The organism is Nocardia acidivorans NBRC 108247 (genome assembly GCF_001625085.1).
GTDB classification, from domain to species: Bacteria; Actinomycetota; Actinomycetes; order Mycobacteriales; family Mycobacteriaceae; genus Nocardia; species Nocardia acidivorans.
In genome coordinates, this window is record NZ_BDAW01000038.1 from 47,054 (window position 1) to 60,675 (window position 13,622).

General features: G+C 67.4%; 12 protein-coding genes. 6 read left to right on the plus strand and 6 right to left on the minus strand.

Annotation, left to right across the window (positions count from 1 at the left end; genetic code table 11):
- Positions 1 to 86: 86 nt before the first annotated feature.
- Positions 87 to 1,091 (plus strand): dTDP-glucose 4,6-dehydratase, encoded by a 1,005-nt coding sequence (gene rfbB, locus NA10_RS21365; protein ID WP_067570701.1) that lies wholly within the window; start codon positions 87 to 89, stop codon positions 1,089 to 1,091.
- 33 nt (positions 1,092 to 1,124) lie between these two features.
- On the opposite strand, the gene NA10_RS21370 is transcribed toward rfbB, so the two are convergent.
- Both NA10_RS21370 and NA10_RS21375 read right to left on the minus strand, forming a co-directional pair.
- On the minus strand, positions 1,125 to 2,705 hold the full coding sequence (locus tag NA10_RS21370; protein ID WP_245677629.1) for a DUF2142 domain-containing protein: 1,581 nt from the start codon (positions 2,703 to 2,705) through the stop codon (positions 1,125 to 1,127).
- Positions 2,706 to 2,737: 32 nt separating this feature from the next.
- A complete protein-coding gene (locus NA10_RS21375; RefSeq protein ID WP_067570706.1) occupies positions 2,738 to 3,712 on the minus strand; it encodes a glycosyltransferase in 975 nt (324 codons plus the stop codon).
- A gap of 79 nt (positions 3,713 to 3,791) precedes the next feature.
- Here NA10_RS21375 and NA10_RS21380 point away from each other — a divergent pair, with 79 nt between their 5' ends.
- Together NA10_RS21380 and NA10_RS21385 are read left to right on the plus strand one after the other, a co-directional pair.
- Positions 3,792 to 4,307, plus strand: a complete 516-nt coding sequence (locus NA10_RS21380) for a GtrA family protein (RefSeq protein ID WP_245677630.1) — start codon at positions 3,792 to 3,794, stop codon at positions 4,305 to 4,307.
- A gap of 249 nt (positions 4,308 to 4,556) precedes the next feature.
- Entirely contained in the window at positions 4,557 to 6,458 is a 1,902-nt protein-coding gene (locus NA10_RS21385) for a glycosyltransferase (RefSeq protein ID WP_067570779.1), read from the plus strand.
- Between the two features lie 115 nt (positions 6,459 to 6,573).
- On the opposite strand, the gene NA10_RS21390 is transcribed toward NA10_RS21385, so the two are convergent.
- Positions 6,574 to 7,167, minus strand: coding sequence for a TetR/AcrR family transcriptional regulator (locus tag NA10_RS21390; RefSeq protein ID WP_067570708.1), 594 nt, complete (start codon positions 7,165 to 7,167; stop codon positions 6,574 to 6,576).
- A 21-nt stretch (positions 7,168 to 7,188) separates the two neighbouring features.
- Here NA10_RS21390 and NA10_RS21395 point away from each other — a divergent pair, with 21 nt between their 5' ends.
- Positions 7,189 to 7,563, plus strand: a complete 375-nt coding sequence (locus tag NA10_RS21395; RefSeq protein WP_067570712.1) for a hypothetical protein — start codon at positions 7,189 to 7,191, stop codon at positions 7,561 to 7,563.
- Positions 7,564 to 7,608: 45 nt separating this feature from the next.
- Here NA10_RS21395 and NA10_RS21400 read toward each other — a convergent pair whose 3' ends face one another.
- A complete protein-coding gene (locus tag NA10_RS21400) occupies positions 7,609 to 8,457 on the minus strand; it encodes an SDR family oxidoreductase (RefSeq protein WP_067570713.1) in 849 nt (282 codons plus the stop codon).
- 208 nt (positions 8,458 to 8,665) lie between these two features.
- Here NA10_RS21400 and NA10_RS21405 point away from each other — a divergent pair, with 208 nt between their 5' ends.
- Together NA10_RS21405 and NA10_RS21410 are read left to right on the plus strand one after the other, a co-directional pair.
- Positions 8,666 to 9,850 carry a serine hydrolase domain-containing protein gene (locus NA10_RS21405; RefSeq protein ID WP_067570714.1) on the plus strand — a complete coding sequence of 395 codons (1,185 nt, stop codon included), beginning with the start codon at positions 8,666 to 8,668 and terminating at the stop codon, positions 9,848 to 9,850.
- A 55-nt stretch (positions 9,851 to 9,905) separates the two neighbouring features.
- A complete protein-coding gene (locus tag NA10_RS21410; protein WP_245677631.1) occupies positions 9,906 to 11,489 on the plus strand; it encodes an alpha/beta fold hydrolase in 1,584 nt (527 codons plus the stop codon).
- A 30-nt stretch (positions 11,490 to 11,519) separates the two neighbouring features.
- Here NA10_RS21410 and NA10_RS21415 read toward each other — a convergent pair whose 3' ends face one another.
- Complete coding sequence (locus NA10_RS21415) at positions 11,520 to 12,164, minus strand: response regulator (RefSeq protein WP_067570715.1); 645 nt, start codon at positions 12,162 to 12,164, stop codon at positions 11,520 to 11,522.
- Positions 12,165 to 12,210: 46 nt separating this feature from the next.
- On the minus strand, positions 12,211 to 13,512 hold the full coding sequence (locus NA10_RS21420; protein ID WP_067570717.1) for a sensor histidine kinase: 1,302 nt from the start codon (positions 13,510 to 13,512) through the stop codon (positions 12,211 to 12,213).
- Positions 13,513 to 13,622 lie beyond the last annotated feature (110 nt).

Here is a 13,622-nt window from a genome sequence, read left to right on the forward strand (position 1 = left end):
GCTCCATGGAAACGGTCGATCGGTGTAGGGAACGAAACGTGAGACCGGGCGCACGCGCACGCCCAAGGCCACGTAGGGTTTTCGTTGTGCGATTGCTCGTAACCGGAGGCGCCGGTTTCATCGGCGCGAACTTCGTCCATCAGACCGTGACCACCCGTCCCGGCGTTCAGGTGACCGTGCTGGACAAACTCACCTATGCCGGAAATCGGTCCTCGCTGGACCCCATCGCCGATCGAATCGAGTTCGTGCACGGCGACATCGCCGATGCCGCTCTGGTGGAACGGCTGGTCGGCGGCGTGGACGCGGTGGTGCATTTCGCCGCCGAATCACACAACGACAATTCGCTGGCCGATCCCTGGCCGTTCGTGCAGACCAATATCGTCGGCACCTATTCGCTGCTGCAGGCCGTGCGCAAACACCAGGTGCGGTACCACCACATCTCCACCGATGAGGTGTACGGCGATCTGGAACTCGACGATCCGAGCGCGTTCACCGAGGCCACGCCCTACAACCCGTCCAGCCCGTACTCCGCCAGCAAGGCGTCGAGCGATATGCTGGTGCGGGCCTGGGTGCGCTCGTTCGGCGTACGTGCCACAATCTCCAACTGCAGCAACAACTATGGCCCGTATCAGCATGTGGAGAAATTCATTCCACGCCAGATCACCAATCTCATCGACGGTGTGCGACCGCGCCTGTACGGCAGCGGACATCAGGTGCGGGACTGGATCCACGTGGACGACCACAACTCCGCGGTCTGGGAAATTCTGGAGCGCGGGCGAATCGGCCGGACATACCTGATCGGTGCGCAGGGCGAACGCGATAACAAATCCGTCGTACAACTGATTCTCGAGGCGTTCGGCCGCCCCGCCGACGACTTCGATCACGTCACCGATCGCCCCGGCCACGATCTGCGCTACGCCATCGATTCCAGCCTGCTGCGCACCGAGCTGGGCTGGACCCCCCGATACTCCGATTTCCGTACCGGATTGGCCGCCACCGTCCAGTGGTACCGCGATAACGAGAACTGGTGGCGGCCACAGAAAGCCGCCACCGAGAACGCCTACGCCGCGGCCGGCGAAAAAGTCCTCTGACCCGCTGAACTCAGCCCCGGACCCGGGGTGAACTCAGCCCCAGACCAGGGTGGAGTACTTGACAACCGCCGCGGTCAGGGCTATCGCGGTGGCCACCACAATGACCACGGCCGGGCCGCGCACGGGGGTGCGGCCGTCGGTTCCGGTGAGGCGCAAGGGCATCCAGCGCAGGAAAACCGCGAGGGTGAGCAGCGCCAGCGGAACGAAGTAGCGGCCCTGGACGCCGTCGATGATGAAATAGCCGACGGGCGTGAAGGACATGTACAGGGTCACGTAGATCATGGCGACGCTGGCCAGCATGGTGAGCAGTACCAGCCAGGTGCGCAGCCGATCGCCGGCCATGCGGTCCGCGATGCCGATGCTCACCGCGAAGGCCAGCAGGCTGGCGCAGATGGTCAGCGCCGGAACATCGATGTAGGCGAAGCCGAGTTCACCGAAGAACTGGGTGAACCAGCGGTCGTCCCGGCGCGCGATGCTGTCGCCGAACACGCTCACGAAATGCCCGGGGTCACCGAGGATTTCTCCGAGCTGGTCACCGGGACGCACCGAACCCCACTGGTCCTTGCCGCGCATCAGGCTCATACCGTCGCCGGTGGGGGCGGCGATCTTCATCCACACCGCGAACGACACACCGCCGATCGCCGCCGCGGCCCACGGCAGCGCGCGCTGCCAGGGGGCCGGACGCTCACCGCTGCCGAAGCCCAGCCGCTGCGCCGGAATCAGCACGGTGAGCATGGCCAGCAGCACATAGGTGGGCTTGCAGACCGGCAGCAGAATCGTCGAGGCAAGCGCCACAACGGTTTCCGGCCGCGACAGCCGCTGCCCCAGGAACAGGCTCTTCACGATGAGCGCCGAAACCACCAGTGCCAGTGCGTTGGTCACCGTATCGGCGGTGACGGTCCCGGCCTGGAAGACCGCGATCGGCAGCACGGCCACCGTCAGCGCCAGCCACTGCACCCGATGACCGCGCAGCGCGCGCAGCGCGAATCCGACGATCAGCAGATAGGCCAGCAGTCCGGCCCAGCGGGTCGCCAGCACCATGCCGCCGACATTCAGATCCAGCGCCTCGGCGAGTCGAATGCCCGCTGCGGCAGGCAGATACGGGACGGGGGAGTAGGCGGCGGTATTGGTGAACCACACCTGCGAGGTCTGCTTCGACACCGGCAGGGCGCCCAGCACGTCATAGGCGTGCGGGTCCTCGACCATGGGCTCGGGCTCATCGCGCTTGCTGTTGTAATCGTTGAAGGCGTAGCCCGACAACGCGTTGATGGTGACCGGCACCTGCCCGCCCCAGGCGGGTCCGCGGTCATCGTGGATCTTCTCCGGCGTGAAACCGCCGTGCGCCACCTGATAGGCCCGCCCGAACTGGGTGATCTCGTCATGACCCCAGAACGGCGGCGTCACCACCGACCACACCGCGCCGAAGACACCGGCCAGCAACAGGAATGCCAGCGTGGCCGCGCCGACGCGCTGTTCGATCCGCGCCGCGGCCCGCCGCCACCCGGCCTCGGTGGGCTCGGCGGGCGCCGGAACCGGCTGTGCGGCTCCGGTCTCCGGCCGAACCGCCGGGGCGGTCGATTCGTCGTGCGGGGTGTCGCTCGTTGCGGTGGCCACGATGTCCGATTCTGCTGGACGGTCGAGGGCGGTCATCGACGGGTACCGCCGGTGTGTTCCTCGGCCTCGGTGTTCGCGCCCACCGCGGAGTAGCGCAGGTACATCAGCCGCGCCGCCTCGTGCCGGGAGCGGCGGATGCCGTCCAGCACCAGGCCCGCGGTCCAGGCCAGCGAACCCAGCAGCAGCAGTGTGAAGCCCAGGAACAGCGTCGGGAAGCGCGGCACCTCGTGGATCTCGTAGAACTGGATCACTATCGGCGTGATCAGAATGATCGAGATCAACCAGGCCAGCGTGCCGAACAGGCCGTAGAACGCGACCGGGCGCTCATGCCGGGCCAGGCCGACGATGAGCCGCAGGATCTTGAAGCCGTCGGTGTAGGTGCGCAGCTTGGATTCGCTGCCCTCGGGCCGATCCTTGAAACCGACCGGCACCGCGGTCTGCGGAACCCGCAGATGCAGTGAGTGCACGGTCAATTCGGTCTCGATCTCGAATTCGCGCGATACCGCTGGGAAGCTCTTCACGAAACGCCGGGAGAACACCCGGTATCCGCTCAGCATGTCCTCGACATTCTCGCCGAACACCTGCGCGACAACGCCATTGAGCACCTTATTGCCGGTCTCATGACCCGGGCGGTACGCGGATTCGCCCGCGATCTCGCGGCGCACGCCCAGCACATGGTCGTACGGTCCCGATAGCAGCGCCTCGATCATGCGCGGCGCGGCGGAGGCGTCATAGGTGTCATCGCCGTCGATCATCAAATAGACGTCGGCCTCGATATCGGCGAAGGCACGGCGCACCACATTGCCCTTGCCCTTGCGATATTCGTGACGCACGATCGCGCCCGCCTCGCGCGCCCGCTCGGCGGTCGCGTCGGTACTCCGGTTGTCGTAGACGTATACGACGATTCCGGGCACGGCGGCCTTGAGGTCGGTGACGACCTGTGCGACCGAGGCCTCTTCGTTGTGGCACGGAACCACGGCGGCAATTCGGAGCTCGGTGGGGTCCACCCGGTCAATCCTCGATGTGATCGGAAGGCGAATACGAACACGGGGAGGGTACCCGAGAATGCTGCGGTACCGTCGCCGAGTGCCCAGCAGTGAGTCGGCCGCCCCCGGCGTCAGCCCCGCGGAATCCGCCGAGATCGTCCCGCAGTCCCTGATCGACAAGGTGCGCGCGGCGCTGCGCCAGGGCGGCGCGTTCCTGGTCGTGGGCCTGCTCGGCTTCGCAGTCGACGCGGGCGCCTACAACCTGCTGGTGTTCGCCGGTGGGGAGGGCCCGCTGTTCCATCAGCCCTTGCTCGCCAAGATCATCGCTATCGGCGTCGCCACCGTGGTCACCTATTTCGGCAACAAATGGTGGACTTTCGCACACAAGAAGGGCGGTAGCCAGACCCGCGAATATGTCCTCTACGCGCTGTTCAATGTGGTTGCCATCGGACTGCAACTGGGCTGCCTCGGCTTCTCCCGGTATGTGCTGGACCTGTCTAGTCCGTTGGCGGACAACATCTCCGGAACACTGGTCGGCCAGATCGTCGCCGTTGTCTTCCGCTACTGGGCATACGACAAATTCGTCTTCACCGGCGCGCGCGAGGAAACGCACTGACGCCCGCGACTATCGCTGTGCACCAAGGTGGTTAGCGGCCCGCCCGTTTCTGGACCGAGGGGAGCGGAGGAGCGCGGCGGGGGAGCGGAGGGAGGGAAGAATCGGGCTCCCGGGCCGCTAACCCCGCCGGAGCGCAGCGAAGGCAAATGGTTATTGATATTCTCGCCCGGCCGAGCGGTGACAGTAGGTGTGCGTCCTACGTCGGGTGTTGCCGGTGTCTGTTGTTTTCGAGGGATGTCGAGGGAATTCATGGATACGTCGGCTGGACCAGCCGTGACCGAAACCAATGATCGGCTGACCGCCGGAGCCCCCGCGACGCTACGTGCGGACCATGCGGCTCCCGATCGCCTGGTGTTGGCGCGCGGCCTGTTCACCGGCCCCGCCCCGCGCATCAGCGATGAGCTGTACGCGGTCGTCAAGGGCGGTAAGGCCCATCGCGAACGGTTCAGCCTGCGGCTGGACAAGGGCGCGACCGCGCACACCAATACCTACTTCGGGCGTTTCGCCGCCAGCTACTGGCAGCGCTGGACCTCGGTCACCGCCGTCCAGGTCGCCATGACCCTCGAGGTCGGCGGTAAGACCAAGGTGCGACTGGCCGCCTCCGATATCGCCGGGCACCGGCGTGTCGCGGCCACCGCGCAAACCAGCGAATCCGGGCGGGTCGTATTGACCGCCGCACTGGACATGTTCATCGACGGCGGCGCACTGTGGATCGAGGTCGACGCCATCGGCGGCGAGGTCACCATCTCCGATCTGGAGTGGACCGCGCCCGCGCCGGAGACAGTGCGCCCGGTGGCCATTGCCATCTGCACCTTCAATCGCGCACCGGACTGTGCCGCCACCATGGCCGCGCTCGCCTCGGATCCGACCGTGCTGAACGCCATCGACGCGGTGTACGTGGTCGATCAGGGCACCGATCTGGTGCAGGATCAGCCGGTCTTCGCCGAGACCGCGCCCAAGCTGGGTGACAAGCTGCGGTATATCCGGCAGCCGAATCTCGGTGGCGCGGGCGGTTTCACGCGCGGGCTGTACGAGGTCTCCGGTGCGAACGAGCATGCCGACGTCATCCTGATGGACGACGACATCCTGTGCGAGCCGGAAACGGTGTTGCGGCTCAACGCCTTCGCGAATATGACCGTCGAACCCACCCTGGTGGGCGCGCAGATGCTCTTCCTGTTCAATCCCGACTACCTCAATGTCGGCGCCGAGGAGACCGATCTGGCCCGGCTGCGGCACGGCCAGAAGGTGTCCAAGGCGCTGCGCAACACCAGCATGCTCAAGAAGCATCAGGAACGCCGCGTGGACGCGGGCTACCAGGCGTGGTGGACCTGCCTGATCCCGGCCGAGGTGGTCAAGAAGATCGGGCTGCCGGTACCGATCTTCTTCCAGTGGGACGATGTCGAATACGGTTTGCGCGCACGGGAGAACGGTTTCGTCACCGTCACCCTGCCGAACGCCGCCGTGTGGCACGCCGACTTCTACTGGAAGGATTTCGACGACTGGGCGCGCTACTTCTCCTCGCGCAATTCGCTCATCGTCTCCTCGCTGCACACCGATCTGGATCCGAAAGCCGTTACCCGCCAGCTGTTCCGGGAGATCGGCGAGTTCCTGGTCGGCATGCAGTACGGTCTGGCGCACACCACGCTCGCGGGCATCGAGGACTATCTGCGCGGCCCGAAGGCGTTGCGGGACGGCGGCATCGAGGCGCTCGAGACCGCGCGCGGTTCCCGCGCGGACTATCCCGAGACCATCAAGCATCCGGCGGCGACCGCACCGGTCGTCAACGCCCACGTGCATGTGCGCCGCGCCGGCGGTGAACCCAGCCGTCCGCTGCTCATCCTGTTCAAGCGCGCCCTCACCCAGTGGACCGGCCGCACCATTCCGGGCGTCGTCGGCGTCACCCGCGAGGACGCGCACTGGTGGCATATCAGTCTCTACGATCACGTGGTCGTGACCGACGCCTCCCAGTCCGGTGTGCGAATTCGCCGCCGCGACAAGGAAACCGCGCGCCGCCTGCTGGTGCGCGCCTACCGCGTGCTCAAGCAGCTGCGCAAGGAACTCCCGAGCCTGCAACGGCAATGGCGCGCCGCCATGCCCGAACTCACCAGCCGTGAGAACTGGGAACGCCTCTACGGCATCGACCCGAAGTGAACTGAATCGAGAACGAAGTCCCCTCGTCATCCCGGCATGCTTTCGGCCGGGATCCACACAATCGGCTGACTCGCCCCCGGTGTGGATCCCGGCCGAAACGCGCCGGGATGACGGGCTATTCGTGTGCGGTGAGTAGCGCCCGCGTCGCCGCCACCAGGTCGGCGTCCAGCCAGTCCGGGAACTCGTCGGTGTAGGCGTAGCGGCGCAGTGCGCCGTAGGGCAGGTCCACCACGGCGCGGCGCACGGCGTCGAGTTCGCGTTCACCGTCGGATCCGTAGATGCCCCGGGCGATTCGGCTCAGCGTCGCGAAGAGGGGTTCGTTCATGGCGGCCAGCCGGTCGTTGAATTGGGTGTCCGGCGCGCCGTCCAGGAGGTCGCGCGGCCGCAGGTTCAGCAGCAGTTTCGCATCCTCGAGCCGCTCCCGGCCGAAGGCGAGCGCGGCGCCGGTCATGGCCACCGCGGCCTCGAGCGGATCATCCTGGGCGGCGGCCGCGCCGAGCACACCGGTTTGGAATCGGTCCAGCGCCCGTATCCAGGCGGCCGTCAGCACACCATTGCGATTGCCGAACCGGTGGTACAGCGTGCCGACAGGCGCGCCGCTCGCCTCGGCGATGGCGGCGACGCTGGCCGCGCGTGGACCCTCGCGCAGCACCAGGGTGCGCGCCGCGTCGAGGATCACATCGGTGTCGTGCTTCCGGGGAGGTGCCATGAACTAGTACAGTCCTTCTATATGGAGCGTTTGCCCTATATCGATCAGCATTCCACAATAATCCCCGCGGATCGCGCCCGAACCTGGTCCGCCCTGCTGCGCACGACCTGCAAAGACCCGGATGATCTCAGCACACTTCCGCGCGGATTCACCGTCGACGAGGCCGACCCGCCGAATCGATTGGCCCTGACCGGCCACCACCCCTTCTCCCGCTACGCCCTGGTCTTCCTCCTCGCCGAGGAATCCCCCACCGTCACCCGCCTCACCGCCGAGAGCTGGGGCGAGTTCCCCGGCCTACACGGCCGCGTCTACCGAGCCCTCGTCATCGGGAGCGGTGGCCACCGCGTGGTGGTCCGCGCCGTGCTCGAGCGCGTCGCCGCCGCGGTCGAGGCATGAGAACGGCGGACCGCGCACCCGCGACCCGCCATTCGAAGGATGGTGTCAGAGGAACAGGTCCGTGGTGAGCGGGCCGTCGCCCGGGATCACCCGGTACTTGTCCAGATCGGTAATGCCGTGGGCGGCAAGGACTTCGTCATCGATGAAGAAATTGCCGGTGGTGTCCTTGGCGGGGGAGGTCAGGACCAGGTAGGCGGCGTCGGCGTAGATGTCGGGGGTGCGCGAGGTGGAGACCATCTCCTCACCGCCGAGCAGGTTGCGGACCGCCGCGGTGGCGATGGTGGTGCGCGGCCACAGCGAGTTCACGCCGATACCGTATTTGCGCAGTTCCTCGGCCAAACCCAGTGTGGTGAGCGACATTCCGTACTTGGCGATGGTGTAGCCGAGCGAGGAACCCGCCCATTTCGGATCCAGGTTCAACGGCGGGGACAGCGTCAGGATGTGTGGATCGCGGCCCGCCTGCGCCGAATCCTTCAGCGCCGGAATGCAGGTCTTGGAGAGCAGGAAACTGCCGCGGGCATTGATGTCCTGCATGAGGTCGTACTTCTTCATGGGCAGAATCTCGGTGGGGGACAGGTCGATTGCCGACGCGTTGTTCACCACGATGTCGATACCGCCGAAGCGTTGCACGGTCTGCTGTACCGCCTCGGCGACGGCCCCGTCATCGCGCACATCGCCGACGTACTTGAGCACGGTGCCGCCCGCCTGCTCCAACTCCGCCGCCGCGGTATGAATGGTGCCCGGCAGCTTCGGATGCGGGGTGTCGGTCTTGGCGATCAGGGTGATGTTCGCCCCGTCCGCCGCCGCCCGTTTGGCGATCTCGAGCCCGATGCCGCGGCTACCGCCCGACATGATCATGGTCCGGCCCGCCAGCGGTTTCCGTGCTTGTGTCATGGTCAGCTCCCTCTCCCTTGCCGTCGCCCCGGTTCGATAATCCGCGCGTCCATGCGAGGCCGGGGCGAAAACCCTGCAATTCGGACAGTAGGCGTAAACGGCCTTCTATGCAACGAGTTGCATAAGCGCGAGGGTAGCGCCAGCACTACCGGCTATTCGGGTGTGCGCCGGATCGGCAGGTCAGCGTGGTTTTCCTAGGCTCGTTCGCATGAGGAAACTTCGACGGCAGCGCAGCGCGACCGCACTGGCCGGACTCGGACTGGTGGCCGCGCTGACCGCGGCGGCCTGCGCCAACCAGGACCCCGCGCCCGCGGCGAACAGCGCCCACCACGATCAGACCATCGTGGACGCCATGAATGCCGCTGTGCGTGGCGGATTCCCAGGGGTGCAGGTGGTCATCACCGGCCCCGCCGGACGGCGCACCCTGACCGCCGGCAAGGGCGATCTCGCCACCGGCGCACCGATCGCGGACGACGCGCGGGTCCGAATCGGCAGCAATACCAAGACCTTCGTCGCCACGGTGGTACTGCAATTGGTGGCCGAGGGAAAACTCGATCCGGACGCGCCCATCGAACGCTATCTGCCCGGCGTCGTCCAGGGCACCGGCAATGACGGCAACCGGATCAGCGTGCGACAGCTGCTCCAGCACACCAGCGGCCTGCCCGATTACCTCGCGGGCGGCGACCCGGAACTGCGCGCCGCCACGAATACCCCACAGCTGGACGTGACTCGAGAGGACACCCGCTGGACCCAATACCTCCCGGCGGACCTGGTGCGCTTGGCCATGACCATGCCACCGCAATTCGAACCCGGCGCGCGCTCGGTCTACACCAACACCAACTATCTGCTGCTCGGCATGCTCATCGAGAAGATCACCGGGCACACCGCCGCCGCCGAAATCGGCACCCGCGTCATCGACGAACTGGGTTTGCGGGACACCTACTACCCGGCCGCCGGGGAAACCGTCATTCGGGGACCGCATCCCAAGGGCTATCAGGTGCTCGACGGTAAGCAACTCGACTTCACCGACCTCAACCCCTCCTGGGCCGACAGCGCGGGCGGCATGGTCTCCACCGGAGCCGATCTCAACCGCTTCTTCACCGCGCTCCTGAAGGGCGATCTACTCTCCGCCGCCCAGCTCGCGCAAATGAAGCGGACCGTACCCTTCGATCGAATGCCCGGCGGCGGTTACGGATTGGGCCTCATTCGCGTGGCGAACTCCTGCGATCGGGAGATCTGGGGTCACGGCGGCAGCATCCCCGGCTTCGAAACCCGCAATGGCGTCCTACCCGACGGCACCGCGGTCACCGTCACCGTCAATCAGCTCCCCACCGATGAGGCGAGCGCGGATCTGGCCACGGCGGTCGCGGACGCCGCCCTGTGCACGAGTTGAACCACCCCGTGCCGCATCCCGATTCGTCAGCACCGCACGCTTGGAAGGAATGACCGTGCGTCACTCGAACAGCACCGACCCCGCCGAACTCCCCGACTCGCACAGCACACCGCGGCGTTCCCGCCGGGCCCGGCGTCGACTGGGATGGGGGGTGGCGGGCGTGGCCGGAGTCGCCGCCGTGATCGGCGCCGTGCTCGTCACACCGATCGTCCCGGCCGCCGAGGCCGAACCCGCACTGGACCGGTTCTACAGTCAGCGCCCGGAATGGAAGCCCTGCGGTGACGCCCCGCTCGACGCGGCGGGCGCGCAATGCGCCGATATCACCGTGCCGCTGAATTACGCTGCCCCGCAGGGCGAGACGATCACCGTCGCCATCTCACGGATCGCCGCCACCGATCGGGCGAACCGGCGCGGCATCATCCTGTCCAACCCGGGCGGTCCCGGTGGTGCGGGCCTGGGCTTCACGGTCGAGTTCGGAGCGGCCATGACCGCCGATGTCCGCGCCCGCTACGACCTCATCGGTATCGACCCGCGCGGGGTGGGCCGCTCCTCGGCCGTGCACTGCGGCTGGCCACGCGGCTTCGGCTTGCAATCGGCGGGCCTGGATGCGGTGGGCTATGCCGAATCCGTCGCGGTGCAGTCCGATCTGGCCGCGCGCTGCGCCGCTTCCGGCGGAGAACGGCTGCGGTACTTCACCACTCGCAATACCGCCCGCGATCTCGATGTCATTCGCGGTGTCCTCGGCGAGGAGAAGGCCAGCTTCTACGGCACCTCCTACGGCACCTACCTGGGCTCGGTCTACACCCAGATGTTCCCCGAGCGCAGTGACCGCATCGTGCTGGACAGTTCGGTCGATCCGGTCCGCTACGGCGCGGTCGACATGATGCGCGATATGGGCGCACCCAATGAGGCCGCCCTGGACAGCTGGGCAGATTCGGCCGCGGCCAAGGAGGGGGAATACCACCTGGGCGCTAATCGCGAACAGGTGCGCGCCACCCTGATGGATCTGATTCGCCGTGCGGCCGAGAAGCCCATCCGGATAGGCGAATACGAGGTGGACGAACATTCGCTGCCGATGATGATCTTCACCGCGCTCGACGATCCGCGCACCTACGACACCGTCTCCGATATGGTCCGCCTGTTCGCCGATGCGGCCGACGGCGTTCCGGTCGATCCGGACCCGGGCATCCTGAAGTCGCTGGCCTACATGCTGAAGGCCGATCCGGAGGACGGCGCGGCGCAGATGGCCATCATGTGCGGCGATGTCGCCGTACCTCGCGATCCGGGGTGGTACTGGCGCAATATCGAGGCGGCGCGTGCCACCCAGCCGGTATTCGGCGCGTTCGCCAACAACATCACCCCCTGCGCCTTCTGGGCCCCGCCGGTGGAATCACCCACGGTGGTGGACAATTCGATCCCGGCGCTTATCGTGCAGTCCACCGGTGACACCCGCACCAGCTACGGCAATGCCCAGGGCATGCACCGGGCGCTACCCGCCTCGCGCATGGTGACGCTGGAGAATGTGGCCATCCACTGGATCTTCGGCCGCTATCCGAACAGCTGTGTGTACTCGGCGGTCAACACCTACTTCCGGGACGGCGCCTTGCCCGCGAATGATGTGACCTGCCAAGCGGATTGAGGCGGTGCGGGTGGCGAAGGCCGGGCCCGCTCACGCATTGAGATAGGCGAGCACCGCCAGCACCCGGCGGTGCCCGACCTCGTCCGCGAACAACCCGAGTTTGGCGAAGATGCTCCGAATGTGTTTGAGCACAGCGCCTTCGGAGACCACGAGGCGCTCGGCAATGGTGCCGTTGTCGAGCCCCTCCGCCATCAGCGCCAGCACCTCGCGTTCGCGCGGGGTCAGCGCCGAGAGCGGATCGTCCGCCTTGCGCCGCACCAGCAATTGCGAGATCACCTCCGGATCCATGGCGGTGCCGCCGTCGGCCACCCGCCGCAGCGACTCCAGGAATCGATCCACCTTGCCGACTCGTTCCTTGAGCAGATAGCCGACCCCGCCCGCACCGTCGCCGAGCAGTTCGGCCGCATAGCTGTCCTCCACCCACGCCGAGAGCACCAGCACCGGCAAGCCGGGGTGAATTCGCCTGGCCCGCACCGCCGCCCGCAATCCGTCATCGGTGAAGGTGGGCGGCATCCGTACATCCACCACCAGTGCGTCCGGCCGATCCGCCGTCACCGCGGTGAGCAGATCATCGGCATTGTCGACGGCCGCGACCACCTCGATGCCGGCGGATCGCAACAGCAGTACCAACCCCTCGCGCAGCAGGGCATCGTCCTCGGCGATGATCACTCGCACGGCGGCACCGTCCGCGCGGTCTCGTGCTCGGTGGCGTTCTCGGCCTTCATGATCCGCACGGTAGCTCCACCCGCACCACGGTGGGCCCACCGGCCGGGCTGCTCAGCAGCATGCGCCCGTCCAATGCCTCGGCCCGCCGCCTGATGCCCGCCAGCCCGCCACCCTCGATAGCGCGGGCCTCGCCGACCCCGTCATCGCGGATCTCGACGGTCAGCAGGTCCCTCGTCCCGCCGAGCGTGACCGAAATATGCTGGGCCCGAGAGTGTTTGGTGGCATTGGTGAGCGCCTCCGCGATCACGAAATAGGCGGCCGCCTCGACCGCCGCCGGTCGCCGCGGGAAGGCGTCGGCCGCTCCCGGGCCGCTCCCGGTGTCCGCATCGGCCGGGAGCCGTGCGCCCCGGCCGAGATCCACCGTGCAGGGAATGGGACTGCGCGCCGCCAGCGCCGAGATCGCACTGGCCAGACCGCGATCCGACAGCACCGGCGGATAGACGCTGCGCACCACTTCGCGCAGTTCGGCCAGCGCCGCCGTGGCGGTGTCCTGCGCCTTGCGCACCAATTCGTCGGCGGTCGCCGGATCCCGTTGCCGCACCTGCTCGGCCACCCCGAGCTGCATGATCACCGCCGCGATCCGGGCCTGCGCGCCATCGTGCAGATCCCGTTCGATGCGCCGCAGTTCCGCGCCGTGCGCGTCCAGTGCCGCCGCCCGGGTGGCGGTCAATTCCGCGACCCGATGCGCGAGCACGGCGCCCTCGGCGGGGCCCAGCAGGTACGCGGCCACCCGCGCTTGCCACCGCGCCGCCACCGGAGCCTGTAGGGCCAGCCAGAGGAACGGCAGCCCGGCGAGCGAACCCGCCAGGGCCAGTGCCCAGGAGTCCACGACGAACCCCAGCCCCTCGATGCTCCGGGGTGTCAGCAGCCGCCAGAACCAGGGTCGAACCGTTTGCAGCACCGCGGCCACCGGCAGCACCACCGCCAGCACCCCCAGGAAAATTCCGGTCAGCGCGTTCCACGCCAGCCAGCCCAGATCCCGCCGATTGGCGGGATCGCGGACCAGCGTCGCCCACTGCTCCCGCCACCCGCCTTCCATCGGCTCGTACGGCACCGGAATCCGCTCCCCGAGATACTTTCCGGCGCGCCACCGGTCCAGCCGCACCAGCGGCCGCACCACCTTCACCGCCTCCGGCAGCACCGGAATACCCACTCCGACCAGGCAGGCGGCCCCGACGATCAGCAGCCCGGCCACCGCGAAGACCGATACCAACGAGGTGACCGCACCCAGGCCGAGATACCAGAGCGCGCCCGGCATCTCGCGCAGCCGACCCGCCACCCACCGCACAACGGTCATCGTCGCCTCGCTCCCGGTCGCACCGGGAGCGGCGCGCGCACCGCATCGAGGGCGGTCATCGCCCCGTCACCGGCACTGTCGCAGCTCGTCGCACCCGTCCAACCTATCCG

Excerpts from the sequence above, each read along its gene's own strand:
- NA10_RS21405 (WP_067570714.1), top strand. The coding sequence starts at position 8,666 with ATGAGGAAACTTCGACGGCAGCGCAGCGCGACCGCACTGGCCGGACTC.
- NA10_RS21385 (WP_067570779.1), top strand. The coding sequence starts at position 4,557 with ATGGATACGTCGGCTGGACCAGCCGTGACCGAAACCAATGATCGGCTG.
- NA10_RS21390 (WP_067570708.1), bottom strand. The coding sequence starts at position 7,167 with ATGGCACCTCCCCGGAAGCACGACACCGATGTGATCCTCGACGCGGCG.
- NA10_RS21420 (WP_067570717.1), bottom strand. The coding sequence starts at position 13,512 with ATGACCGTTGTGCGGTGGGTGGCGGGTCGGCTGCGCGAGATGCCGGGC.
- NA10_RS21400 (WP_067570713.1), bottom strand. The coding sequence starts at position 8,457 with ATGACACAAGCACGGAAACCGCTGGCGGGCCGGACCATGATCATGTCG.
- NA10_RS21395 (WP_067570712.1), top strand. The coding sequence starts at position 7,189 with ATGGAGCGTTTGCCCTATATCGATCAGCATTCCACAATAATCCCCGCG.